24 protein-coding genes are annotated in these 23734 nt (G+C 63.5%); 22 read left to right on the top strand and 2 right to left on the bottom strand.

Going from position 1 to position 23734, the window contains the following annotated elements; genetic code table 11:
* Positions 1–326: 326 nt before the first annotated feature.
* Positions 327–1373 carry an IS110 family RNA-guided transposase gene (locus V5G24_RS22100; RefSeq protein WP_394083217.1) on the bottom strand — a complete coding sequence of 349 codons (1047 nt, stop codon included), beginning with the start codon at positions 1371–1373 and terminating at the stop codon, positions 327–329.
* Between V5G24_RS22100 and V5G24_RS22105 the strand changes: the two genes are divergently transcribed.
* From V5G24_RS22105 to V5G24_RS22165, 13 genes are all read left to right on the top strand, one after another.
* Positions 1354–2106 carry a DUF8835 domain-containing pootine gene (locus tag V5G24_RS22105; RefSeq protein WP_394083215.1) on the top strand — a complete coding sequence of 251 codons (753 nt, stop codon included), beginning with the start codon at positions 1354–1356 and terminating at the stop codon, positions 2104–2106. The two genes, V5G24_RS22100 and V5G24_RS22105, sit on opposite strands and share 20 nt — an antisense overlap.
* Before the next feature lie 200 nt (positions 2107–2306).
* Positions 2307–6617 (top strand): strawberry notch-like NTP hydrolase domain-containing protein, encoded by a 4311-nt coding sequence (locus V5G24_RS22110; RefSeq protein WP_445322302.1) that lies wholly within the window; start codon positions 2307–2309, stop codon positions 6615–6617.
* Positions 6618–7655, top strand: coding sequence for a DUF7146 domain-containing protein (locus V5G24_RS22115; protein ID WP_394083211.1), 1038 nt, complete (start codon positions 6618–6620; stop codon positions 7653–7655).
* A gap of 339 nt (positions 7656–7994) precedes the next feature.
* Entirely contained in the window at positions 7995–8930 is a 936-nt protein-coding gene (locus tag V5G24_RS22120) for a DUF2493 domain-containing protein (RefSeq protein ID WP_394083851.1), read from the top strand.
* Positions 8931–9092: 162 nt separating this feature from the next.
* On the top strand, positions 9093–9509 hold the full coding sequence (locus tag V5G24_RS22125) for a hypothetical protein (RefSeq protein ID WP_394083209.1): 417 nt from the start codon (positions 9093–9095) through the stop codon (positions 9507–9509).
* A 688-nt stretch (positions 9510–10197) separates the two neighbouring features.
* Positions 10198–10599, top strand: coding sequence for a single-stranded DNA-binding protein (locus V5G24_RS22130; protein ID WP_394083207.1), 402 nt, complete (start codon positions 10198–10200; stop codon positions 10597–10599).
* 411 nt (positions 10600–11010) lie between these two features.
* Positions 11011–11178: a hypothetical protein gene (locus V5G24_RS22135; protein ID WP_394083205.1), complete on the top strand. Its 168-nt coding sequence runs from the start codon at positions 11011–11013 to the stop codon at positions 11176–11178.
* Positions 11179–11382: 204 nt separating this feature from the next.
* The gene (locus tag V5G24_RS22140; RefSeq protein WP_394083203.1) at positions 11383–11643 is read left to right on the top strand and encodes a helix-turn-helix domain-containing protein; all 261 of its coding nucleotides are present in this window, start codon (positions 11383–11385) and stop codon (positions 11641–11643) included.
* 108 nt (positions 11644–11751) lie between these two features.
* Complete coding sequence (locus V5G24_RS22145; RefSeq protein WP_394083849.1) at positions 11752–12030, top strand: DNA -binding domain-containing protein; 279 nt, start codon at positions 11752–11754, stop codon at positions 12028–12030.
* 118 nt (positions 12031–12148) lie between these two features.
* Complete coding sequence (locus V5G24_RS22150) at positions 12149–12373, top strand: transcriptional regulator domain-containing protein (protein ID WP_394083201.1); 225 nt, start codon at positions 12149–12151, stop codon at positions 12371–12373.
* 61 nt (positions 12374–12434) lie between these two features.
* On the top strand, positions 12435–12920 hold the full coding sequence (locus V5G24_RS22155; protein WP_394083199.1) for a DUF2285 domain-containing protein: 486 nt from the start codon (positions 12435–12437) through the stop codon (positions 12918–12920).
* Between the two features lie 137 nt (positions 12921–13057).
* Positions 13058–13339 carry a helix-turn-helix transcriptional regulator gene (locus tag V5G24_RS22160; RefSeq protein ID WP_394083197.1) on the top strand — a complete coding sequence of 94 codons (282 nt, stop codon included), beginning with the start codon at positions 13058–13060 and terminating at the stop codon, positions 13337–13339.
* A 10-nt stretch (positions 13340–13349) separates the two neighbouring features.
* Positions 13350–14498, top strand: a complete 1149-nt coding sequence (locus V5G24_RS22165) for a replication initiator protein A (RefSeq protein WP_394083195.1) — start codon at positions 13350–13352, stop codon at positions 14496–14498.
* A gap of 248 nt (positions 14499–14746) precedes the next feature.
* Here V5G24_RS22165 and V5G24_RS22170 read toward each other — a convergent pair whose 3' ends face one another.
* Positions 14747–15805, bottom strand: a complete 1059-nt coding sequence (locus tag V5G24_RS22170) for an IS110 family RNA-guided transposase (protein WP_394083193.1) — start codon at positions 15803–15805, stop codon at positions 14747–14749.
* Between the two features lie 242 nt (positions 15806–16047).
* On the opposite strand from V5G24_RS22170, the gene parA reads away from it, so the two are divergent.
* The 9 genes from parA (at position 16048) to V5G24_RS22215 (ending at position 23671) form a co-directional block, all read left to right on the top strand.
* Positions 16048–16686, top strand: a complete 639-nt coding sequence (gene parA, locus V5G24_RS22175; protein WP_394083191.1) for a ParA family partition ATPase — start codon at positions 16048–16050, stop codon at positions 16684–16686.
* A gap of 31 nt (positions 16687–16717) precedes the next feature.
* Positions 16718–16972, top strand: coding sequence for a ribbon-helix-helix protein (locus tag V5G24_RS22180; protein WP_394083189.1), 255 nt, complete (start codon positions 16718–16720; stop codon positions 16970–16972).
* Positions 16969–17487: a DUF2840 domain-containing protein gene (locus tag V5G24_RS22185; RefSeq protein ID WP_394083187.1), complete on the top strand. Its 519-nt coding sequence runs from the start codon at positions 16969–16971 to the stop codon at positions 17485–17487. Before V5G24_RS22180 ends, V5G24_RS22185 begins: the two co-directional genes overlap by 4 nt.
* The gene (locus V5G24_RS22190; RefSeq protein WP_394083185.1) at positions 17484–18029 is read left to right on the top strand and encodes a S26 family signal peptidase; all 546 of its coding nucleotides are present in this window, start codon (positions 17484–17486) and stop codon (positions 18027–18029) included. Before V5G24_RS22185 ends, V5G24_RS22190 begins: the two co-directional genes overlap by 4 nt.
* Before the next feature lie 67 nt (positions 18030–18096).
* Positions 18097–18435 carry a DUF736 domain-containing protein gene (locus V5G24_RS22195; protein ID WP_394083183.1) on the top strand — a complete coding sequence of 113 codons (339 nt, stop codon included), beginning with the start codon at positions 18097–18099 and terminating at the stop codon, positions 18433–18435.
* A gap of 3 nt (positions 18436–18438) precedes the next feature.
* The gene (locus tag V5G24_RS22200) at positions 18439–19224 is read left to right on the top strand and encodes a lytic transglycosylase domain-containing protein (protein ID WP_394083181.1); all 786 of its coding nucleotides are present in this window, start codon (positions 18439–18441) and stop codon (positions 19222–19224) included.
* Between the two features lie 244 nt (positions 19225–19468).
* Positions 19469–21208, top strand: a complete 1740-nt coding sequence (locus tag V5G24_RS22205) for a relaxase/mobilization nuclease domain-containing protein (protein ID WP_394083179.1) — start codon at positions 19469–19471, stop codon at positions 21206–21208.
* Positions 21209–21239: 31 nt separating this feature from the next.
* Positions 21240–23228, top strand: a complete 1989-nt coding sequence (locus V5G24_RS22210; RefSeq protein WP_394083177.1) for a conjugal transfer protein TraG — start codon at positions 21240–21242, stop codon at positions 23226–23228.
* A gap of 8 nt (positions 23229–23236) precedes the next feature.
* A complete protein-coding gene (locus tag V5G24_RS22215) occupies positions 23237–23671 on the top strand; it encodes a CopG family transcriptional regulator (protein ID WP_394083175.1) in 435 nt (144 codons plus the stop codon).
* Positions 23672–23734: the final 63 nt, after the last annotated feature.

The following is a 23734-nucleotide window of genomic DNA, read 5'->3' on the forward strand; positions in this document are numbered from 1 at the left end:
TGCATTCGCAGCGACCTTTCTGAAGAGAAAACAAGTTCATCGCATTCGTGGTGCCGCCATTTGCCCTTGGGACGAAATGGCTATCGTCCTAGTCCTTCACCGGGGTCGCGCTTCCGTCCGTGGTCGGCGCGTCGGCCGCCAACTTGATGCCTGGTTCAATGCGGTTTCCGAGCGCCCATCTGAGATGCGTGCTTGAAGCAAAGCTTCAGCGACTAGGCATCGGCCGGCGTCTTCGGAAACCACGTCCCGGTGGGGACCTCGATGGCCAATACGCTTGGTCTGGCCGATTGTTAGAACTTCACGATCACACAGAGATCACGCACCAATCATGCGATCCGGCCTCTTTGGTTTGCTTCGCGCGGAACGGCGCAAAACTCAGTGCCATCCACCCACATTCGATGTAGAACCACGCCGACACGCCTTGCCATGGCAGTGACCGCACGTTTCATCCCGCGGCGCCGTGCGAGCTGCATCCCCCAGGTTTTGATCCATGACGGTTTCTTTGAACGATACATGATCACGGATGCTGCCTGATACAGTGCGGTCCGCATACCTACGTCGCCTGCCTTCGTGATGCTGCCAATCACATCCGTCTCGCCGGATTGGTAACGACCTGGCGTCAAACCGACCCACGGTCCAACGTCTTTTGACGAGCGGAACCTGGCGGGATCGTCGATTGCCGATCGGACGGTCAAGGCAACAATCGCGCCGATCCCTGGCATCGTCATCATCAGACGGCAGGCTTTATCCTCGCGCGCAATCTCTCGAGCCATACGCTCCAATCGAGCAAGTTCCGTGCGCAGCGCGGCCCGTGCTCGTAGCATTGGCTCCAGCGACAGTTCGAGCAGCCGGTTTCCTGAGATCAGGTCCCTGACCAGAGTTTCAAAGCCAACCTTCCCTGTCTTCCCCAATCTCAGTCCAAAATTTCGAAGCATCCCGCGAAGCGAAAGCTCCAGGTCAATTACGGCCTGGTTGACTGATCTTCTCGCTCCCAGAAGCACACGCATTTCCTGCGCGGAGACAGATTTGCAGTGAACGGGACGAAACCATCCTAGTCGCAACAACTGGGCTATGCCTGCTGCGTCGCGCCGATCTGTCTTTATTGGGGCAGCTTTCAGCGCAGCTTTTACCTGCCGCGTCTCCATCAAAGTGACGGGAATCCCGACATCGGTCAGGCCCTTATGCAGCCACTGTGAGAGCGGGCCAGCTTCGAGTCCAACGGCAGCAATATTGTCGGCAAACGGATGAAACCAGTCGCGCAACGCTTCTGGATCGCTCGCGAGCTTAGATTCCCGAACCACCTTCCCACGCTCATCTACCGCGCAAATAGCACAACTATCGAGAGATACATCGATGCCAATAAAAACTTCCAAGACCGAACTCCTCTTATCTCAAAACAAACAAAAGCCTATTCCAGCAGATCGCGGGCTTGCTACGGGGGTGCGGACGGATACCCCCATTACGGCATCTGAGATCATCGAAACCACCGTCTATCGCCTCTCCGAGCTTTCCGACACGGCGAAGGACAAGGCCCGCGCCTGGTATCGGGAGGCGTCCAGCGACGACTGGCACGAATTCGTCTTCGAGGATTTCGAGGCGATTTGCGCCATTCTCGGCATCCGGCTGAAGACCCGCCCTGTGCGGCTCTATGGCGGCGGAACACGTCAGAAACCTTGCATCGGGTTCCGGGGATTCTGGAGCCAGGGCGATGGCGCCTGTTTCGAGGCATTCTATTCCTACGAGAAGGATGCACTTCGCAAGATCAGGTCGCACGCACCGCAGGACGAAGAACTGCATCATATCGCCAGTACATTGCAGGCGATTCAGCGGCGGAATTTCTACCAGCTTCACGCCGAGGCCACCCATCGCGGTCCCTATTACCACGAGTATCGCATGTCAATCTCGGTGGAGCGCGATAGTCCGACCTGGCAGGACATAACCGCAGATGCCGAGGAGGCCGTGACCGAGGCGCTGCGCGATCTGGCCCGCTGGCTCTACCGGCAGCTCGAACGCGAATACGAGTACCAATCCTCGGATGCCGTCGTCGACGACACTATCACGGCGAACGAATACACCTTCACAGCATCTGGTCGTCGCTTCGGTTGATCCAGACAAGCGCCCCGCCTCACGGCCGGGCGCTTTTTCCATGTCGGCCATGGCCGAGCATTTGAGAGGAAGAGGAAGGCCGGGACGGGTTTGAGCCAGTGCGGTCGAGAGAGAGCGCTGCGCGGCTCGATCCGTTCCCGCTCTCCGAGGTTCCTTCCATGACATATGCTTCCACCGCCGCGACCGTTCCGGCTGCACCGATGGTCTCTGTCGTCGACACAGCCTTCGCTATCCACCAGGCAGCGTTTCTCCTCCTTCCCCATCTCGAACGCGGTCATCGCGTCGATGCCGCCACCCTGCGCGGCGCGATGGAAACCGCCTTCGGCGCATCCGACGCCACCGGCGCCTGGGATTGGAAAACCGCCTATGAAGCCTGCGAAGCGGCGACCATCCTGTTCCTGCGCAAATACGGAAAGGCGCTTTTCCGCAAAGCCGGTTCTCAGGCCGCCAGCCTGCCGCTTCTGGCGAAGGTCGCCGGGCTTCTGCCCACCCACACGCGCCGTTCGGAAGAAAGCCAGACCTTCCAGCAATTCTCGACGCCGATCCCGCTCGGGCTGATCGCCGCAACCGCCGCCGCCATCACGCCCGCCGACCGGGTTCTCGAACCCTCGGCAGGCACCGGCCTGCTCGCCATCCTGGCCGAGATCGTCGGTGGATCGCTTGTGCTCAACGAGCTGGCGGAAACCCGCGCCGATCTTCTCTTCCACCTCTTTCCGGCCATTCCCGTCACCCGCTTCGACGCGGCGCAGATCCACGACCATCTTGACCCGGCTCTTGTGCCGACCGTGGTGCTGATGAACCCTCCGTTCTCGGTGATGGCCAATGTCTCCGGCCGGATGGCGGACGCCGCCTATCGCCATGTCGCCTCGGCGCTGGCGCGTCTGGCCGATGGCGGGCGGCTGGTGACGATCACCGGATCGAGCTTCGCACCGGATACGCCGACCTGGCGTGATGCCTTCGTCCGGCTTCAGGAACATGGCCGCGTGGTGTTCACCGCGTCCATCGACGGCTCGGTCTATGCCAAGCATGGCACGACCATCGACACGCGGCTGACCGTCATCGACAAACTGCCCGCCGACGATCCGGCCGCGTTTCCGGCATCGCCGGGGATCGCGCCCGATGTCGCAACGCTGATAGGCTGGATCGGCGAGCACGTCCCGGCACGTTTGCCGGTCAATGCCGCGATCTCGGTTCCCGCCGCTGCACCCACGGCCGCACCGCGAACCGTTCGCGGCTATCTGAACCGTGCCGCCGCCTCTTCTCCCACCCGCACCGTCACCGAACCCGACGGAGTCGAACTCGCCTATGAGACGGTGGACTGGACGCCCGCCGAGGACGGCCGGATCACCGATGCGATCTATGAAGAATACGGATTGCAGGCGATCCGTATTCCCGGCTCTACGGCCCATCCGACCAAGCTCGTGCAATCGGCAGCCATGTCTTCGGTCGCGCCGCCGAAGCCAAGTTATCGGCCGCGGCTTCCCGCCAAACTTGTCACCGACGGCCTGCTGTCCGACGCGCAGTTGGAAACCGTCATCTATGCCGGCGAAGCCCATTCGGACTTCCTTGCCGGATCGTGGACGCTGGACGAGACCTTCGATGTCGTCTCGGCTGCGCCTGACGACGCGCCGAACGCCGTCCGCTTCCGCCGTGGCTTTTTCCTCGGTGACGGCACTGGCGCGGGTAAAGGTCGCCAGTCGGCGGGGATCATCCTCGACAACTGGATGCAGGGCCGCCGCAAGGCCGTCTGGATCTCCAAATCCGACAAGCTGCTGGAAGACGCGCAACGCGACTGGTCGGCACTCGGCATGGAACGGCTGCTGGTCTCGCCGCTGTCGCGTTTCCCGCAGGGCAAGGACATTCGCCTGCCGGAAGGCATCCTGTTTACGACCTATTCCACGCTACGCTCCGACGAGCGTGGGAGCAAGGTTTCGCGCGTCCGGCAAATCGTCGAATGGTTGGGCTCAGACTTCGACGGAGTGATCATTTTCGACGAAAGCCATTCGATGCAGAACGCCGCAGGAGGCAAGGGAGAACGCGGCGACGTCGCCGCCTCGCAGCAGGGTCGCGCCGGTCTTCGCCTTCAGCACACCCTGCCGAATGCCCGTGTCGTCTATGTCTCGGCGACCGGCGCGACCACGGTTCACAATCTCGCCTATGCCCAGCGGCTCGGCCTGTGGGGCGGCGAGGATTTCCCATTCTCGACCAGGGCGGAATTCGTCGAAGCCATCGAAGCGGGCGGCGTCGCGGCGATGGAGGTGCTTGCCCGCGACCTCCGGGCGCTCGGTCTCTACACCGCCCGGTCACTCTCTTATGATGGCGTGGAATACGAACTGGTCGAGCATCAGCTTACGCCCGAACAGACCCGCATCTACGATGCCTATGCCGGGGCGTTCAGCGTCATCCATAACAATCTCGATGCCGCGATGCAGGCCGCCAACATCACCAGCGGCGAGAGCGGCTCCGGCACGCTGAACCGGCAAGCGAAGTCCGCCGCGCGCTCGGCCTTCGAGTCGGCCAAGCAGCGCTTCTTCGGCCATCTCCTCACCAGCATGAAGACCCCGACGCTGATCGCCGCCATCGATCGCGATCTGGCGGATGGCCATGCCGCCGTAATCCAGATCGTCTCCACAGGCGAAGCCCTGATGGAACGCAGGCTGGCCGAGCTTCCCGCCGAGGAATGGAATGACGTCCGCGTGGACATCACGCCCAGGGAATACGTCCTTGATTACCTCGCCCATTCCTTCCCGGTGCAGCTCTACGAGCCCTTCACCGACTCGGAGGGCAACCTGTCATCGAGGCCGGTCTACCGCGACGGCCAGCCGGTCGAAAGCCGCGAGGCCGCCGCCCGCAGGGATCGGCTGATCGAGAAACTCGCCTCACTCCCACCCGTTCCGGGCGCACTCGACCAGATCATCCAGCGGTTCGGAACCGACGTCGTGGCCGAGGTCACGGGCCGCTCGCGTCGCATCGTCCGCAAGACCAGCCCCGGCGGCGTTGATCGTCTCGCCGTCGAGAACCGCGCCGGATCGGCCAATCTCGCGGAAACCGCCGCCTTCATGGACGATCAGAAGCGTATCCTGATCTTCTCGGACGCGGGCGGCACCGGGCGATCGTACCATGCCGACCTCAATGCGAAGAACCAGCGGCTGCGCATCCACTACCTGCTCGAACCGGGCTGGAAGGCCGACGCCGCCATTCAGGGGCTGGGTCGCACCAACCGGACCAATCAGGTGCAACCTCCGCTGTTCCGTCCGATCTCGACCGACGTAAAGGCCGAAAAACGCTTTCTTAGCACCATCGCCCGCCGCCTTGACACGCTGGGCGCGATCACGCGCGGCCAGCGCCAGACCGGCGGTCAGGGTCTGTTCCGTCCCGAAGACAATCTGGAATCGCACTATGCCCGCGACGCGCTGCGACAGCTCTATCTCCTGCTGGTGCGCGGCAAGGTCGAGGGTTGCTCGCTCCAGATATTCGAGGACGCCACCGGTCTCAAACTGATGGACGACACCGGCATCAAGGACGAGCTGCCGCCGATCACCACTTTCCTGAACCGGCTGCTGGCGCTGACCATCGAACTGCAGGGTGTCCTGTTCACCGCTTTCGAGCAATTGCTGAACGCCAAGATCGAGGGCGCTATCGCCTCCGGCAGCTACGATGTCGGGCTGGAAACGCTGCGGGCGGAGAGCTTCATCGTCACCGACCGCCAGACCATCCACGTCCATCCGGGCACTGGCGCCGAAGCCCGGTTGCTGACCATCACGCAGCGAGAGCGCAACCGCCCGGTCACGCTCGCCGAGGCGCTCGACTTGGCTGCCGATCCTCGGGCGAAGCTTCTCATCAATGAGCGCTCCGGCCGCGCCGCCGTGCAGATCCCGACCACCAGCGTCATGCTCGACGATGGAGAGATCGAGCGGCGCATCCGGCTGATCCGGCCGATGGAGGCGCATAATATCCCGGTCAAGATGATGGGCGAGACCCATTGGGTCGAAGCGGACGAGGCCGCTTTCGTATCGACCTGGACTACCGAGGTGGCCGAGGTGCCGGAGTTCGTCGACAGCACCATCCATGTAGTCAGCGGCCTGTTGCTGCCGATCTGGAAACGCCTGCCGAATGACTCGACACGGGTTTACCGTCTCCAGACCGATGACGGCGAGCGCATCGTCGGCCGCCGCGTTTCGCCCGCCTGGGTCGCAGGCGCGATGGCCACCGACACATCGACACTGACGCCAGACGATGCCTTCATGGCCCTGATGGACGGCAAGACTATCCTTGATCTTGCCGAAGGCCTCCAGCTTCGACGCAGCCGCGTCATGCGCGCCAACCGCATCGAACTGTCAGGTTTCACCGACGTCATGCGCGATCGCCTTTCGGCCTATGGCCTCTTCCACGAAATCATCTCATGGAAGCTCAGGATGTTCATTCCGACCGACGCTTTCGGTCCAGCCATCCTGGCCAAGGTGCTGGAGCGCTATCCTGTCCAGCGCATCGGCGAACGGGAGGCGGCGTAGATGGCTCGCCATGACGCCTCCGAACTCGCGCAACGTCTCGGCCGGCAGGCCGAGGCGGTGTGTAAGCACTATCTGTCGAACGGTCATCGCGAAGGCCGCTACTGGCTGGTCGGCGATGTACAGAACAGCGCCGGCCGCTCTATGTTCGTGCGCCTGACCGGTCAGGAATCCGGCAAGGGCGCAGCAGGAAAATGGACCGACGCGGCGACCGGCGAACATGGCGACCTGCTCGACGTCATCCGCGAGAGCTGCGGCCTCATCGACTTCAAGGACGTCGCTGACGAAGCCCGGTCGTTCCTCAGTCTGCCAAGGCCGGAACCTGATCAGGTTCCCCGATCCCGGCCGGGAACAGCGCCAGCCGGATCGCCGGAAGCCGCACGGCGTCTGTTCGCCATGGCGCAACCGATTGCCGGGACCGTCGTGGAAGCGCACTTACGGAAACGTGCGATTACGGCTTTGCAAGAAACCGGCGTACTCCGGTTCCACCCCCGCTGCTACTATCGGCCCGAGGGGCATGGTCCCACCGAGGCCTGGCCCGCGATGATCGCTGCCGTCACCGACCTTGGCGGCGCCCTGACCGGCGTGCATCGCACCTGGCTCCTGCCCGATGGCAGCGACAAGGCCCCTGTCGCAACGCCAAGGCGGGCGATGGGCAATCTCCTGGGGCACGGCGTCCGCTTCGGTGTGGCGCAAGATGTCCTGGCGGCAGGCGAAGGGATCGAGACCGTGCTGTCGGCCCGCTCGGGTCTGCCCCATATGCCGATGATGGCGGCGCTCTCTGCGGCGCACCTCGCCGCCATCCAGTTCCCGGCAACGCTGAGGCGGCTCTATATCGTGCGCGATGCCGATCCGGCGGGGGATGGCGCGCGAGACAGCCTGGTCGAACGGGCCAGAGGCGTCGGGATCGAGGCGGTTGTCCTGTCGCCGGTGCTCGGGGACTTCAATGAGGATCTGCGCCAACTCGGCATCGATGCTCTACGGGCGGCCTTGCGGGTTCAGATCGTCCCCGAAGACGTCAGCCGTTTTCTCGCAGCGTGAGGGCGGATCGGTCACGCCGGGGATGAGGCGCACAGCAGCCCGGAACCTGCCATATGCGGTGATGGTGTTGTCCTGATGTGCCGGAAGGGCCGCCGCCCACGCCTTCTGAGAGGGCGATCGAGCCGTCAAACGGCCCTGACCGGCAATGGCTGCGTCCGGCTATTTTCCACCGCGCCCTATGGGCGCTTTGCATCGCGAGGCAAAATAGCCGGTCTTCGCCATCCAGCGCTGGAGGCTTGGCCCTCCGCTTCGCTGCGGGTGCAGGTCCGGGCCGCCCGACAGCTTTCGTCGCCTGCGAAGGCCGCGATGGGCGCGGTCGATCCGACAAGGGCGAACACCATGATGACCGAATACGATGACGCAGGTTTCGAGCCGCCGCACACCTCATCCCCTACCGATCACCTCCTCACCGAACTCCAGCTCTACGGCTACCGTCCGTTCGAGGATGAACCCGACCCAAGGCCGCTTCCCGAAGGCAATGCCGTCGCTGGCGCCGTCGCCGACATCTTCGACGCCCTGATGGTCACGCTCAGTGATACCCGCCTCGAACCCGACCTCGACGAACTGCTGTGGTCCACCGTCAACCTCTTCCACCGCGCCACCGCCCGGATCGAACGCGACCTGGACGATAACGAGCAAGCCCAGCGTCGCGGCCAGCGGGAACAGGATGGCTCGGAGGTAAAGTCCGTCGAGCTGGAACGCCTGACAGCCGAAGGGCAGACCTTCATCGAGCGGCGCAACAGCATGGAACTCTTCCGCGATGTCGCCGCCGAACAGTTCGAGCGCCACACCGGATCGGCCTGGCGGCCGCGCTCAGGGTCGATGGTCAACCACCGCAATCTGACATCGGCGATGATCGACTCCAGAGACTTCCTCGCCGCCAAGCGTCGGGCGGAAACCGAGGTGATGCTGCCCGCCGGTCCCAAGGTCGCCTTCACCGGCGGTCTCGACTTCAACGATCATAGCCTGATCTGGGCCAAGCTCGATCAGGTCCATGCCAAGCATCCCGATATGGTGCTGCTGCACGGTGGATCGCCGAAGGGAGCCGAGTTGATCGCGGCAAAATGGGCCGACAATCGCAAGGTTCCGCAGGTCGCCTTCAAACCCGACTGGACACGGCACAGCAAGTCCGCGCCCTTCAAGCGTAACGACGCCATGCTGGATGTCCTCCCGGTCGGCGTCATCGTCTTTCCCGGCACCGGGATTCAGGAAAACCTTGCGGACAAGGCCCGCAAGCTCGGCATCCCGGTCATGAAGTTCGACGGCGGCGCGTAAGCGCCGCCGCTCGGCGGTGGTTCAGCCGCCTTTACTTGACTACACGATCACACTCTGGCTCAAATATAGCATCCTCGAAGAACCGGCGAAGTAGCATAGTCGCAGGCGGAGCGTACCTCTGGCAGCCTGTCGTAACCCACAACCCTTTCTGTGGAGGCTTCCATGACCCTGATCCTGCTCGCCATCTCCTTGTCGATCGCGCTTTGCGTCATCGCCTATAACTTCGCCATCTATGCCTTGCCCTTCATGGTTGGGCTGACAGCGTTCCAATATACTTATGGGACCGACGCTGGATTTCTGATGTCAGGTTTCGCCGCCATCGGTGCAGCTCTGCTTTCTGTCGGGCTGGTCATCGCCGTGCTCGGCTTTGCGAAGAACCCCGCTCTTCGGCTCATCGCGCTCGCCGTCTTCGCCGTGCCGGCCGCCATTGCCGGATACGCGCTCGTCTATGGCGTCACGAAGAACGCCATAGAATCGACCATTGTGCTCAACCTGCTCGGTGGCGCCGGCGGCCTGTTCATCGGCATCGCGGCAATGCTCAATCTCAACGCCCTCGGATCGGCCGTCCTCTCGCGCTGATCTCAGCATTCAGCAATCTGCCGCTTCCCTCAATATCCGCAACGACGGCAAACGCCACCGGGCCTCGTTTCCCGCTCAGACCTGCAAATAGCAGCGCCAGATCAACGGTGTTCGTCTCGCGGTCTTGGCGTGATGCGGAACGTCGACAATCGAGGTCGACCCACCACTGGCAGGATCGTTATGCCGCTGATCGACCCCTTGCGCCGTGACCACCGATCATGGCGAACCACGTTCCTTCTCACATACTGGAGCCGCCCGAGAACAATTGAAGGCGATACGGCGCTTTCAACCTCCCCTATTGCCTGAACGTCCCATGCCATGCCTTGCCTTCCATGAACCCGAAGTGCGGGCCGCATGAGTGGCCAGGGAACCCGGCTGCCTATACTGGAGCAGTTCGCGGAGCCCTGTCTCGATGATGAACACCGGCAAGGACGAAGGTTCCGCTGATCGCTCCGAGGCGCTTCGCCGATGGACATATCCCTCCGACTGACTGATCCCCTAAGCCCGTTCAGTTTCCGCCAGCAACCCCTGCAAACCAGACCGAGTTGGCGCCGAAGCGCCGGCCCGCACCACCCTGTTTCTTCGGGGTTCGCCCTTCGCATTCGCTTCGGTGCAGTCGTCTCCCGACGGTCTTGGCCGGGTCTCGTCGGAGGGACGGTCCCTCGGACTGAAGCAACGGAGACATCAAATGCAGAACATCGTCATTCTCGCCGGCAACATCGGCCAGGAACCCGAAACCCGCACCACCCAGGGCGGCACCGGCATCACCCACTTCACGCTGGCCACCTCGCGCGCCCGCTACTCCGAAGGCAAGGTTGTCCGGGACGAAAACGGCCGCCGGGCTCAGGACACCGAATGGCACCGCATCACCGCCTTCAACGGCCTCGGCAAGACCATCCAGCAGTATTGCGAGAAGGGAATGAAGGTTCTGGTGCGCGGCCGCATCCACTACACCAAGTGGACCGACCAGCAGGGCAACGACCGCTACGGCTGCGAGATCATCGCCGAGACGATCGATTTCCTCAGCCGGGCCAAACAGACCGAGAGCAACGACAGCAAGTTCATCGACGACGATGATATCCCGTTCTGAGCGGGAGCCGGGAAGCCCGGCGGTGCAAGCCGCCGGGCTTTCTTCATGTTCATGGCAGGTTGAGGACAAGCAGAGATGGTCACCACGCTCCAACGGTTTGCCTAAACGCAGGAGGACGACGGTTGCCGTCAGGCTCAGGACAGATCGCTTGGTAAGCAGCGTGTCGGTGACAGACTTCAATCTGAGCAGAAGGACATCACCGGCTCCTGTGGTCGAAACACCACCCCCGCTCGAAGACGCAATTCCTTGGTTCATGCCGAAGCCTAATGCGATCAACCCGTGAAGGGTCCGCTACGCAAGCGTGCGGCCTCTGCGGCTTCGCCTGCAAGGTGATCTCGGCCTCAACACAAACACTTCGGACGCCTGTCGCGCGGGGGATGGTCCCCCGCCTCCAAGACAGGAGCCAGAACAATGTCCTTCACCCTCGCACACGCTTTCGCCGTCAGCCTCGCCGCCACCCTCATGGTCTCCGTCGTCATCTTCCAGGCTGGTGACGGCACCGTGGGCGCGATGCCCACCGCCGAGTACGACGGTGACGAATCCACCATCATCGACGAAATCGATCCTTTCGCCCCATGACGGGGCGAAGGCCGTCCCGGCCAAACGAAGCCCCCGGCTTCGCGCGCGGCGGGTCCTCGCACTCGTCTGACGACCGAATCAGTCGCCTTCCGAATTCAGCGAAGAGAGCGCGAAACGCCGATTTGAGGTCGCCAAGCAGGCAAAATACGACTATAATAGCCGTTTTCGTGGCGTGCGTCCAAAGTCCGTAGGAGGTGATCATGCATGATCACCGCCCGACAGACACGGGCCGCACGTGCGTTGCTGGGTTGGAACCAGGAGACGCTCGCTGAGAAGGCCGTCGTATCGCTGACCGCGCTCAAGCGTATGGAGTCAGTTAACGATCTGCGCGTGCATGAAAGCACCCGCGATCAGGTACGAAGAGCATTGGAAGCAGCCGGTATCGTCTTCATGACTTCCGCGCGGGGCGAAGGGGTTATGGTAGTCGATGAGCAGCCGCAGAATACTGGGCAAAAGCAGCGATAGAGGATCCGGTCGTGTTCGACCGACCCCGGCGATTGCCAGCTGGCCGCCATCACAGTGTCAAATCCCCCTGCTATTCGGAGGCCTCAGATTCCAATTGACGCTCCGCTCCTGCGGAGGCTCCAGATGACGACGATCACATTTCTCGATGAGCCACCCTCAAGCGCCGCGCTGACCGAATATGATCGCCAGCACGTCAAGCTCTACGTCCGGCTACTCGATGCCGAGGCCGATGGCGCCGATTGGCAGGAAGCCGCCGAAATCCTGTTTGGTATCGATCCGGCGCGTGAACCCGAACGCGCTCGGCTGATCCATGACAGCCACCTGGCGCGGGCGCATTGGATGACGGAACACGGCTATCGGCAACTGCGCCGAGGCCGCCCGAACTGACATCTGGTGTTGTCGCTGCGGCAACACCTGTTGTCCCACCCTGGGCTTTCCACAAAATCGAATCGCGGGAATCAATGCTCGCCTGACGTGTGTAAATTCAGTAGTCAGGAGAACTGCCATGATACCTGAAACAACAGGGTGGCGCAGATCACCAGAATACGACTTCATGGATGAAGTCGGCATCGACGATCTCGCATGGGAATGCTTGCGCCGCAACAGCGACTATCAAAAAGATTTCGCAAATCTGTCTAAAACCGCCAAGCTCGACGAGCCTCTCCCGCCCAAGCTGGCGGAACGGTGGGGTTTGCGATTTCGCCGCCCGGCCAAGCCTAAGCAGTGCTGACGAGACCGTCTTCTGGCTTCCAGAGATCGACACCAGCGTCCTCCACCTGGCCCTCGATACAATGTCGCCAGATGAGACGGCCAAGACCCTCGCCGACCTGGCGGAGGCGAAACGGCGCACCACCCCCGAAGGCCTTCATCTGCTCCATCAGGGGATTTCCCCCGCTATCCAGATAATCATCCAGGCAGAGCTTTCACCCGATCGGCCTCTGGCCGCTCTGGTGCCACTCGGAGCCGACGGTCTCGACCGCATTCAGGCGCTGATACGGCTCTGGCGTCATCTGCATCACCTTCCCGTTCCGACCGATACCCGTTTGACCTCGCAGCAACGGCGCAGGCTGAAGAACATGCTGCGCGCCGCCGATGGCCGGGTGAACCATGCCGACTATCGCGAGATCGCCGAAGTGATCTTCGGCGTCGCGCGCGTTGCGGCCGAGCCCTGGAAAACCTCCGCGCTACGCGACGCAACCATGGATCTCGTCAAGGACGGGTTTGCCATGATCGACAGCGACTACCGCAAACTTCTGCGCCATCGCCGCCGTTCGTAACCGGCCGCTCGATCCGGGGTGTGCGATTTTAGGCCCCCCTAAGTTCGCACTCCCCCCTCGCGGTTGCACTTCGCCACCCTGGCCTTCGTCCGCCGCTGACAGTCAGCGGCCCCAACGACCCCCACGGAGGCCCGATCATGTCCCCCAATCTCGCCGGTTTACCACCGCGCTACCTTCGCACCCCTGAAGCTGCCCGTTTCCTCAGCCTGTCCGGTCGGACGCTGGAAAAACACCGGACCTATGGCACAGGCCCCGCCTACCGGAAACTTGGAGGCCGCGTCGTCTATTCGATTGAGGACTTGCAGGCCTGGGCCAACCGCGGCGCCGTCACCTCGACCTCCGATCCGTCCGGCTCGGTCCTTCCCGCGAAACGCCGCGAAGACGATGCGCCCGAGCGCGGCGCGCGTTCGTACCGTTGAGGAGCCGTATATGTCACGGCGTCGCCTCATCACCTCCAGCGAGCGGAGCAAGCTCGATCCCTTCATCGTAGCCACCGGCGACGCCAGCCCGCGCGACCAGCGCGATCTCATGGAACGCCCCTTCTTCTCGCTGGCCAAGGCCAAGCGTGTCGTGCCGATCCTCTACGAAACCGGCGACGTCCGCGTCGAGGTCTTCGCCGTGCCGGAACACGGCATGGCGACCATCTGGGACGCCGACGTGCTGATCTGGGCCGCTAGCCAGATCGTCGAAGCCGAGAACCTCGGCCTCAAGACCTCGCGCTTCCTGCGCTTCACGCCCTACCAGCTCCTGATGGCCACGGGACGCGAGACCGGCGCCCGCGACTACCGCCTGCTCAAGGGTGCGCTGTCGCGCCTGCAATCGACCTCTATCCGCACGACGATCCGAAACAGTGAGCATTGGCGCCGACACCAGTTCTCCTGGATCAACGAATGGGAGGAACTGACCCGCAACGACGGCCGTGTCGAAGGCATGGAGTTCGTCCTGCCCGACTGGTTCTATCGCGGCGTCACCGACCGGACGCTCGTTCTGGCCATCGACGCGGCCTATTTCCGGCTCACCGGCGGCATCGAGCGCTGGCTCTATCGGGTCGCCCGCAAGCACGCCGGCCGCCAGCCCAACGGCTGGGCGTTCGAGATCGCTCATCTCCATGAGAAATCCGGAAGCCTGGTGCGCGTCTCCGACTTCGCGCTCCAGATTCGGCGCATTGCCATTCGCCAGCCGCTGCCCGGCTATCGCCTGCGCATCGAGCGACAGGGCCGGCGCGAACTGCTCAGAATCCTGCCCGCCGAGTTATCCACAGGCCCTGTGGATAACCATGTGGAAGCACTCGGGACTTCGCACGCAAACGGTATCGGGACTTCACACGCAGCACTATCGGGACTTCGCACGCACGGATCGCAGTTAACCCTTTGGCCCGAAACGGCGATTCCGACCCTTAACTTAGAGTCTAACTCAGAATCTTCTTTAACTGTTTCTGTGGGTGTGAAGCACGCGCCCAGTGCCATCCGCGATCATCTTGGCAGTGATCGTGGGTGTTCGCAACACGCTACGCATGAGCCATCCCGATCTGTCCGTCTTCCGTGGATTCCAGGCATCAAGCCGGAGGACACGCCATGAGCGGATCATCGACATCACCCCGAGCGGCTCACGCTTCTTTCCGTGGTCGACATCGTGGTCGCCACAAGCAGGGATCGGAAGGTCGGGCGGCCAAGCTAACTCGCGTCTTCGCGGTCGCAGAATGCGATGCGGACAAGATTCTAAACGCACTCACCCGAACCCTCGTCCCCTCGGGGGACATCTCTCCGCCGCAGCGGAACTTTCAGCCTATGTCAGGCGGCATCCATGGGGATGACAGGCAGACGGCCTTAAGCGCCGGGAACGGGCTTTGGCGCGATTGCCTGGCCGTCACCCGTTTTCCAGATGAACGTGGTCCCCTCGACCCAGATGCGGTGCATCAGCACGGCCATCCGGCGCGCGAGCGCGGTGACGGCGCGTTTATGGCCTCGGTTCTTCACCAGTCGCATCCCCCATGCCTTCAGGGACGACCACCGTTTCACCCTGATAAGCAGGACATGTGCCGCTTCGTAGAGCGCCGCCCGTGCCATCGCATCACCACTCTTGGACACTCGCCCATTCCAGTCGACCTCGCCGGACTGCCAGGCGCGCGGCGTCAGGCCGAGATGCGCGCCGACAGACTTCGAGCGTCGGAACCGCGACGGCACATCGATGGTCGCACGATAGGTCAGTGCCACGATGGGGCCGACGCCGGGAACGGTCATCAGCCGGTGGCACACCTCGTCGTCACGGGCGAAGTCCATCGCCACCTTTTGCAGGTTGATGTATTCAACAGCCAGAGCGCGCCTCGCGGTCAGCATCGGATTGAGCGCCCGCATCAGCATCGCACGGTCGCCGGCGAGTTCCAGAACGCGCGCCTCGAAGTTGCGCTTGGATACCACGCCCATCTTCAGACCGAAGCTGCGCAGCATGCCTCTGATCGCCAGTTCGATATCCATCAGCTTGCGAACCAGCGTCTGCCTGGCCACCAGCAGGAAGCGCAGTTCCTGCGCAGTCTGCGTCTTCACATGCACGGCGCGGAACCAGCCGGTGCGCATGATGTTGGCGATCCCGCGCGCATCGTTGCGGTCGGTCTTGTTCGGCATGGCCGACAGCGCCGCCTTGGCATGCCGCGTCTCGATGCACACGACCGGCAAACCGGCTTCGGACAGGCGGCCGTAAAGCCATTGCGACGAAGCGCCGGCTTCAAGGCCGATCCGCTTCATCACCATGCCGCACTGCGCGAAGAACGCGACAAGATCGTCCGGTTCGGAAGCAACCTTCGCCTCCTTCAGCACGATCCCGTCAGCATCCACGATGCAGATGCTCGTCATCTCAAGGGAAACATCCAGTCCAGCAAAGTAGTCCATCGTCTCTCTCCATTCCGGTTGGTGGTGGACCGGCGCAAGCCGGTCAGATCACCGTTCACGGTATGGCAAGAGGCGCTTTCCTCACACGCGACGAGAACAGAAACAGTTACCCCAGCTAACTCTTCTTTTGAAAATAGGGCTGTGAACAACCGCGACAGCGGGCGCCCTAACGGACCTGCCGGGCCGATGCAGATCGGAGACATCCTCCGCTTGCGCACCGGCCGCGAGAGCGGGGGCACACGATGATCGTGGCGCTCCTCAATCAAAAAGGCGGCGTCGGCAAGACGACGCTGGCGCTGCATCTCGCCGGTCAATGGGCCAACGAAGGCAAGCGCGTCACCCTGATCGATGCCGACCCGCAAGGCTCGTCGCTCGACTGGTCGCAGCAGCGGGCGCGTGAAGGCCTGCCACGCCTGTTCAGTATCGTCGGTCTGGCGCGCGACACCCTTCACCGTGAAGCCCCCGAGCTGGCCCGCAACGCCGATCACATCGTCATCGATGGTCCGCCGGGTGTCGCCGGGCTGATGCGCTCGGCTCTGCTCGCGGCCGACCTCGTGTTGATTCCTGTGCAGCCCTCGCCGTTTGACGGCTGGGCTTCAGCCGAGATGCTGGCGCTGATCGCCGAGGCGCGCGTTTACCGGCCCGAGCTTGCCGCCCGCTTTGTGCTGAACCGTTGCGCCGCGCGCACCGTCATCGCCCGCGAGACTGCCGAGAAGTTGGCCGATCACGATCCGCCGGTGCTTTCCGCAACAATCGGCCAGCGCGTCGCCTTCGCCGACAGGGCGCAATCCGGCCGCCTGGTTTTCGAGGCGGATACCTACAGCATGGCCGCCCGCGAGATCGCTGCGTTCGCCACCGAAGTCGGGAGGCTCGCGCCATGACGACCCTGCCATTCCACGACGGAGGCAGGTCATGACCAAGCCTGCACCAAGGCGCGGCTTCGCCGCCCGGCCCGCCGATCCCGAGAGCTGGATCAAGGCGTCCGAACCTCCAGCCATTGCGCCGGCGCAGGACGGCGGCTTCACCGCCCGGCTGACAATCGACGTCACGCCCGACCTGCGCGGCCGCATCAAGATCGCGGCCTTCCAGCGCGGCGTAACCGTCGCCGACATGCTCCGCGATCTGCTCGCGCGCGAGTTCCCACCCCCGTCAGGAGACCCCAAATGACCAGCAACGCGGCTCCCCGCGTGCGCGGCGGCCCGTCACCGGCCAGCCCCGCACCTTTCACCACTCTCGTCGAACTGACATGGGTTGAGAAGAAGATCGAGCACTGGATCAGGTTCGGTCGCCAGAGCTACGACCAGATCCTCGACCGCAGGCGGCGTGTCGTCGGCTTTGCGCCCAACAGCCTCTTCGCCTTCGTCCGCTGGGCGTCGAACGACTACGGCACGATCATCTCGCGCATCGACATCGTGCGTGCTGTTGACACGGGCGAGCCGTTCCAGACGCTGCCCTTCGTGCGCCCCGGCGGCGAAATCCTGCTCAGGATCGACGGCTGGCCGAAGGTCGAACGGGTACTGCACCTGATCGACGCCATCGAGGCGACGGGTATCGATCCGGTCGACGTCTCGCCCGACCATTGGCGGCATGTTCACAACCGGCTGACCGCAGGACATGAGCCGCGCGCCTACACCGCCGAACAACATCGGGCGTTCCTGCTGCGCCGGAGGACCGCACCATGACCCGCTTCGGCTACGTCATGACGACGTATTTCTCCGTCTTAGCCGTCGCGGGCCTGTCGTTCGTATCCATCGCGCCGAAGCTGATCTGGAACGCCAGCGCCAGTGCGCCGATCGGCTTTTACACCGTGCGGTCGGCCGACCATCTCGACGTGACCGATCTGGTCGCCGTCGATGCACCGGAACCGATCGCGGCCTTCCTTGCTGACAGCGGCTACCTGCCCCGCGGCACGCCATTGCTGAAGCGCGTCCTCGGCCTGCCAGGACAGACGGTCTGCCGCACCAGCCTCACTGTCACGGTCGACGGGATCGAGATGGGCGATGCCCTCGTGCGCGACCGGATCGGTCGGCCGCTGCCGGTCTGGCAGGGCTGCCGCCGCATCGTCGACGGCGAAATCTTCCTGATGAATTGGGAAGTTCGGGACAGCCTCGATGGCCGGTATTTCGGGCCGATCCCGTCAGCATCGATCATCGGCCGCGCGGTTCCCCTGTGGACCGACAATGACGGCGAAGGTCGCTTCGAATGGCGCGCGTCAACGCGGTGAACGCCCCGCCGACGGCGGGCACACCGCTCGCCAGTCCTCTCATCACCGCAACAGAAAGGAACCACCCATGCCACAGATCGGTCAATTCACCCGCGAGGACACGGGCTTTTCCGGGCGCATCCACACGCTAACCCTCTACCGTGAACTCACCATCGTTCCGGCAGAACCATCGGATGCCGAGAACGCGCCCGACTATCGCGTTCTTCACGGTGGAGACGACGGCGCACCCGAGATCGGAGCCGCATGGAAGCGCACAGGCGACAAGGCGGGAGACTACCTCTCCCTGCTGATCGACGATCCCGTTCTCGCTCAGCCATTCCGCGCCAACCTGTTCCGGAATGGCGACGACGATACTTCATGGTCGCTGTACTGGAACCGCCAGCCCAAGCGCGGCGAGCGGGATTGACCGATGCCGCTCTCCCACACAAAGCCCGCCATCATTACTGCGATCGGACGGCTTCCCGCCGTCCGACGCATCCCCCTCCTTCTCCTTTCCGGCCTTCTTCTCACCGTTGCGCCGCCCGTCGTTACCCAAGCGCAGAGCGTGACGGTGACGCGACTGTCCGTCGCTGATCCACATGCCGCCTTCGTCACCGAAGCTTCGCTGCGGTTCGGCATTCCCGAACACTGGATACGCGCCGTGCGCCGCGTCGAAAGCGCCGGTGATGTGCAGGCCATATCGTCAGCCGGCGCGATGGGCCTGATGCAGGTCATGCCCGACACATGGGCCGAACTTCGCGCCCGCTATCGGCTCGGCACCGATCCTTACGACCCGCGCGACAACATCCTCGCGGGCACGGCTTACCTGCGAGAGATGCACGACCGCTACGGTTCGCCCGGCTTTCTGGCTGCCTATAATGCCGGTCCCGGTCGCTACGAGGAATACCTCGCAGGCCGCCCCCTGCCGGCTGAAACCCGCGCCTATGTCGCTACGCTCGCTCCCCTTGTCGGTGCACGCGAAATCACTCCCGCCGCCCCCGGCGCTGTCGTCGTCGCTGCCGCCGATCCACGAACCTGGACGCGCGCGCCGCTCTTCATCGGTCGCATGGATGGTGCATCGGCGGTTGATCCGGCCGCATCCGAAACGCGCCCGAATGACAGCCGGACAGCAACTCCGGCGCGCGTGGTTTCGGGCATGGCGCCACGGTCGGGCGGCCTGTTCGTCGCCCGGTCAGATGCAGGAGACCCGCAATGAGGCTTTTCGCGGTATGGCGCAGCGTGGCGAGATTCCGGTCAGGATGGGCGGGATGGCAGGGGGAGCGAGGAAGCACAACCGAACGATGGCAGGATAAAGGGGCGCGATGTGCCCTTCTGTTCGGTTGTGGTTTTTCAAGGAATTATGAGGCGATCTCGCGAGGTGCGCCTGATTGGCGCTCCTCGCGGCTTTACCGCTTTTTGAATGATTTCCGCATCTTGATGCGATGTGCGGGGCTTCGCTCATGAGCAGCGACGACGATTTCCGCATCCGGCCAGGCCGCATCCGCTCGTCTGGCGCACAGCGCACCCGCCCTTTCATCTCGCAGGCTCTGGCTGCCGCCCAGAAGGCGGGCGGCTCCGTCTCACGTAAGGGCAAGATCGGGCCGAACAATCGCTCGCGCTTCGGCAGGGGACAGCGCGCGTCCGTGCAGGCCAACCGCCTCATCACCGCACGCTCGCGCGGCGCCGTCATCAAGAGCCGCTTCATTCGCCACGCGACTCAGCGCGGCAAGCTCGGCGCCCATCTCGGCTATCTGCGCCGCGAGGGCGTCACCCGCGACGGGGAGAAGGCCAGGCTGTTCGGTCCTGGCACCGAGGATGCCGATCCCAAGGATTTCGCCGAGCGCTGCGAGGATGACCGTCATCATTTCCGTTTCATCGTCTCACCCGACGACGCGCTGGAGATGGCCGACCTCAAGAACTTCACCCGCGATCTCGTCGGCCAGATGGAAAAGGATCTCGGCACGAGGCTCGATTGGGTCGCCGTCGATCACTGGAACACCGAGCATCCCCATGTCCATCTGATCGTGCGCGGAGTCCGCGACGATGGCGAGAACCTCGTCATCTCCCGCGACTACATCAAGGAAGGCATGCGCGACCGCGCGCGTGACCTCATCACCCAGGAACTCGGCCCGCGCACCGATCTGGATATCCGCCGCTCCCTTGAACGTCAGATCGAGGCCGAGCGCTGGACGCAACTCGACCGTCAGCTTGTACGCGATGGCGGAAAATCCGGCATCATCGATCTCGCCCCGCACCCCGACCGCCAACCTGATGAATTCCATGCGCTGAAGGTCGGGCGCCTGCGCAAGCTGGAATCCCTCAGCCTCGCCGATCAGGTCGGCGCCGGCCAGTGGGCAATATCCGATACTGCCGAGGCGACACTGCGGGGACTGGGCGAGCGTGGCGATATCATCAAGCGCATCCATCGCAGCCTTTCCGAACGCGGCATCGACCGCGGCGCCGCGAACTACGTTCTGGCCGGCGAAAGTCTCGACGTTCCCGTCGTCGGACGTCTGATCGATCGCGGCCTGGACGACGAGCTGAACGGCACCGCCTATGCCGTGGTCGACGGCGTCGACGGCCGCACCCATCACATCAAATTGCCGGATCTCGACGCCGCCGGAGACAGCGCGCCAGGATCGATCGTCGAACTGCGCAAATTCGATGACGCACAAGGGCGCCGGCGCGTCGCACTCGCCGTGCGTTCCGATCTTTCCATCGAGCGTCAGATTTCCGCGACGGGCGCGACCTGGCTCGACCGGCAGGCCATCGCCCGTGAGCCCACCGCGCTCGGCGGTGGCGGCTTTGGCGTCGAAGTGCGCGACGCCATGGACCGCCGCGCCGAACGCCTGATCGAACAGGGTTTCGCCGAACGGCAGGGCCGCAGCGTTATCTTCGCCCGCAACCTGATCGGCACCCTGCGACAGCGCGAGCTGGATGCGCTCGGCGACAAGCTGGCGAACGAGATCGGGCGGCCGTTCAACAAAGCGGCCAGCGGCGAATATGTGGCCGGCAACTACCAGCGGCGCTTCGCGCTCGCCTCCGGCCGTTTCGCCATGATCGACGACGGCCTCGGGTTCCAGCTCGTGCCCTGGTCGCCATCCCTCGAAAAGCAGCTCGGGCAACACGTCTCTGGCGTCAAGCGCGGCGACGACGGCATCGACTGGAGCTTCGGTCGCAAACGCGGCTTGGGCCTGTGACCATCATCTTGAGCAGGAAGGACCAACAAGAATGTCCGCAACAAAAATCCTCTGGGGCCAACTCCTCGTCGTCATCCTGATCGTCATCATGTCGATCTGGACGGCAACACAGTGGACCGCATGGCAACTCGGGTTTCAGGCGCAGCTTGGAACCCCGTGGTTCGAGCTGGGCGGAATGCCGGTCTATTATCCGCCCGCTTTTTTCTGGTGGTGGTATTTCTACGATGCCTACGCCCCCGACATTTTTACCATGGGCGGGATGATCGCCGCATCCGGCGGCTTCATCGCCGTCGCTGTCGCCATCGGCATGTCGGTCTGGCGCGCACGCGAGGCGAAGAACGTCGCGACCTACGGATCGGCCCGCTGGGCGCAACCCGACGAGGTGAAGGCGGCGGGGCTGCTCGAACCCGGCGGCGTGGTGCTCGGCAAACTCGATCGTACCTACCTCCGCCACGACGGACCGGAGCATGTGCTGTGCTTCGCCCCGACCCGCTCCGGTAAAGGCGTCGGGCTGGTGGTTCCCTCGCTCTTGACCTGGCCGGGATCGGCGATTGTCCACGACATCAAGGGCGAGAACTGGACGCTGACCGCGGGCTTTCGGTCGCGGCATGGCCGGGTGCTGCTCTTCGATCCGACCAACAGCAAATCCTCCGCCTATAATCCGCTGCTCGAGGTGCGCCGCGGCGAGTGGGAGGTCAGGGATGTGCAAAACATCGCCGATATCCTCGTCGATCCTGAAGGCAGCCTAGAAAAGCGCAACCATTGGGAAAAGACATCCCACGCCCTGCTGGTCGGCGCCATTCTGCACGTCCTCTATGCCGAGACCGACAAGACGCTGGCCGGCGTCGGCGCCTTCCTCTCCGATCCGAAGCGACCGATCGAAACCACGCTCGCCGCGATGATGACGACGGCCCATCTTGGCGAAGCCGGGCCGCATCCCGTCATAGCCTCAGCCGCGCGGGAGTTGCTGAACAAATCCGACAATGAACGCTCCGGCGTGCTGTCCACCGCCATGTCGTTCCTCGGCTTGTATCGCGATCCCGTCGTGGCGGAGGTGACGCGCCGCTGCGACTGGCGCATCGGCGATATTGTCGGCGGAAAACTCCCGACCACGCTTTACCTCGTCGTCCCGCCCAGCGACATCAACCGCACCAAACCGCTGATCCGCCTGATCCTCAACCAGATCGGCCGGCGGTTGACCGAAGATCTGAACGCCAAAGGCGACCGTCATCGGCTGCTGATGATGCTCGACGAGTTTCCGGCCTTGGGGAGACTGGACTTCTTCGAGAGCGCGCTGGCCTTCATGGCGGGTTACGGCCTGAAGGCGTTCCTGATCGCGCAGTCGCTGAACCAGATCGAGAAAGCCTACGGCCCGAACAACTCGATTCTCGACAACTGCCATGTCAGGGTCTCGTTCGCGACGAACGACGAGCGCACGGCTAAACGGGTGTCAGACGCCCTCGGCACAGCGACCGAGATGAAGGCGATGAAAAACTACGCCGGGCACCGGCTGTCCCCCTGGCTCGGTCATCTGATGGTGTCGCGCTCTGAGACCGCTCGGCCGCTGCTGACCCCCGGCGAGATCATGCAGCTTCCACCCGTCGACGAGATCGTCATGGTGGCGGGAACGCCACCGATCCGGGCGAAGAAGGCCCGCTATTTCGAGGACGCGCGGTTTCAGGAGCGCGTCCTGACCCCGCCGACGCTCTCGAAACCGAAGACCGCAAAGCCCGACGACTGGAGTGCGCTGCCCGTGCCGGCACGGCCCGAGATGGCGGCCGCGTCATCCAGCGGCGGCAAAACCGATGACGACGATCCGACCGAATCCGAACGCCGCCATCAGCCCGAACTGAACAAGGCCAAGGCCGTCGAGAAGCGAGAACCCATCAACAACGAGTTCGAGCCGGACCCAGCCGATGAAACCGAGGATGATGCGGCGCGCAACAGCCGGATGAACCGGCTCATGCAGCGCACGGCCCGCCTCGCCTCGCTCGATCCCGGCGACGGCATAGAGATGTGAGACGCCCGATGAAGAAACCCGCCAAGAAACAGCGCCTGTCCGTCTATCTCGACCCGGATATCATGAAGACGCTGGCCGGCTATGCCGCCCGCCGCGATCAATCCCGTTCGTTGATCGCCGAAGCGGCCATCGCGTCCTTCCTGTCGCCGGACGCAGCCGAACGGCAGGAGGCGGCGACAACCAGGCGCCTGGACCAGCTCGATCGCCGCATGACGCGGATGGAGCGGGATCTGGGCATCTCGGTCGAGACGCTGGCCGTGTTCGTGCGGTTCTGGCTGACGACGACCCCGGCCCTGCCCGAGCCTGCGGCACAGGCAGCGCGCGCCAAGGCCGGTGAGCGTTACGACGCGTTTATCGTTGCTCTTGGACGACGACTCGCGAAGGGGCCGAAGCTTAATCAGGAAATCTCCGAAGACGTCGAACCTCCACGCGACGCGGAATAATCATCGTTCCGCGCCTTCACAAGTCATCGGCCATTCCGCCGATCCCCTGTTGTTCTACGCTAG

The sequence above is a fragment of the Roseixanthobacter finlandensis genome, assembly GCF_043195105.2.
Taxonomy (GTDB): domain Bacteria; phylum Pseudomonadota; class Alphaproteobacteria; order Rhizobiales; family Xanthobacteraceae; genus NCEH01.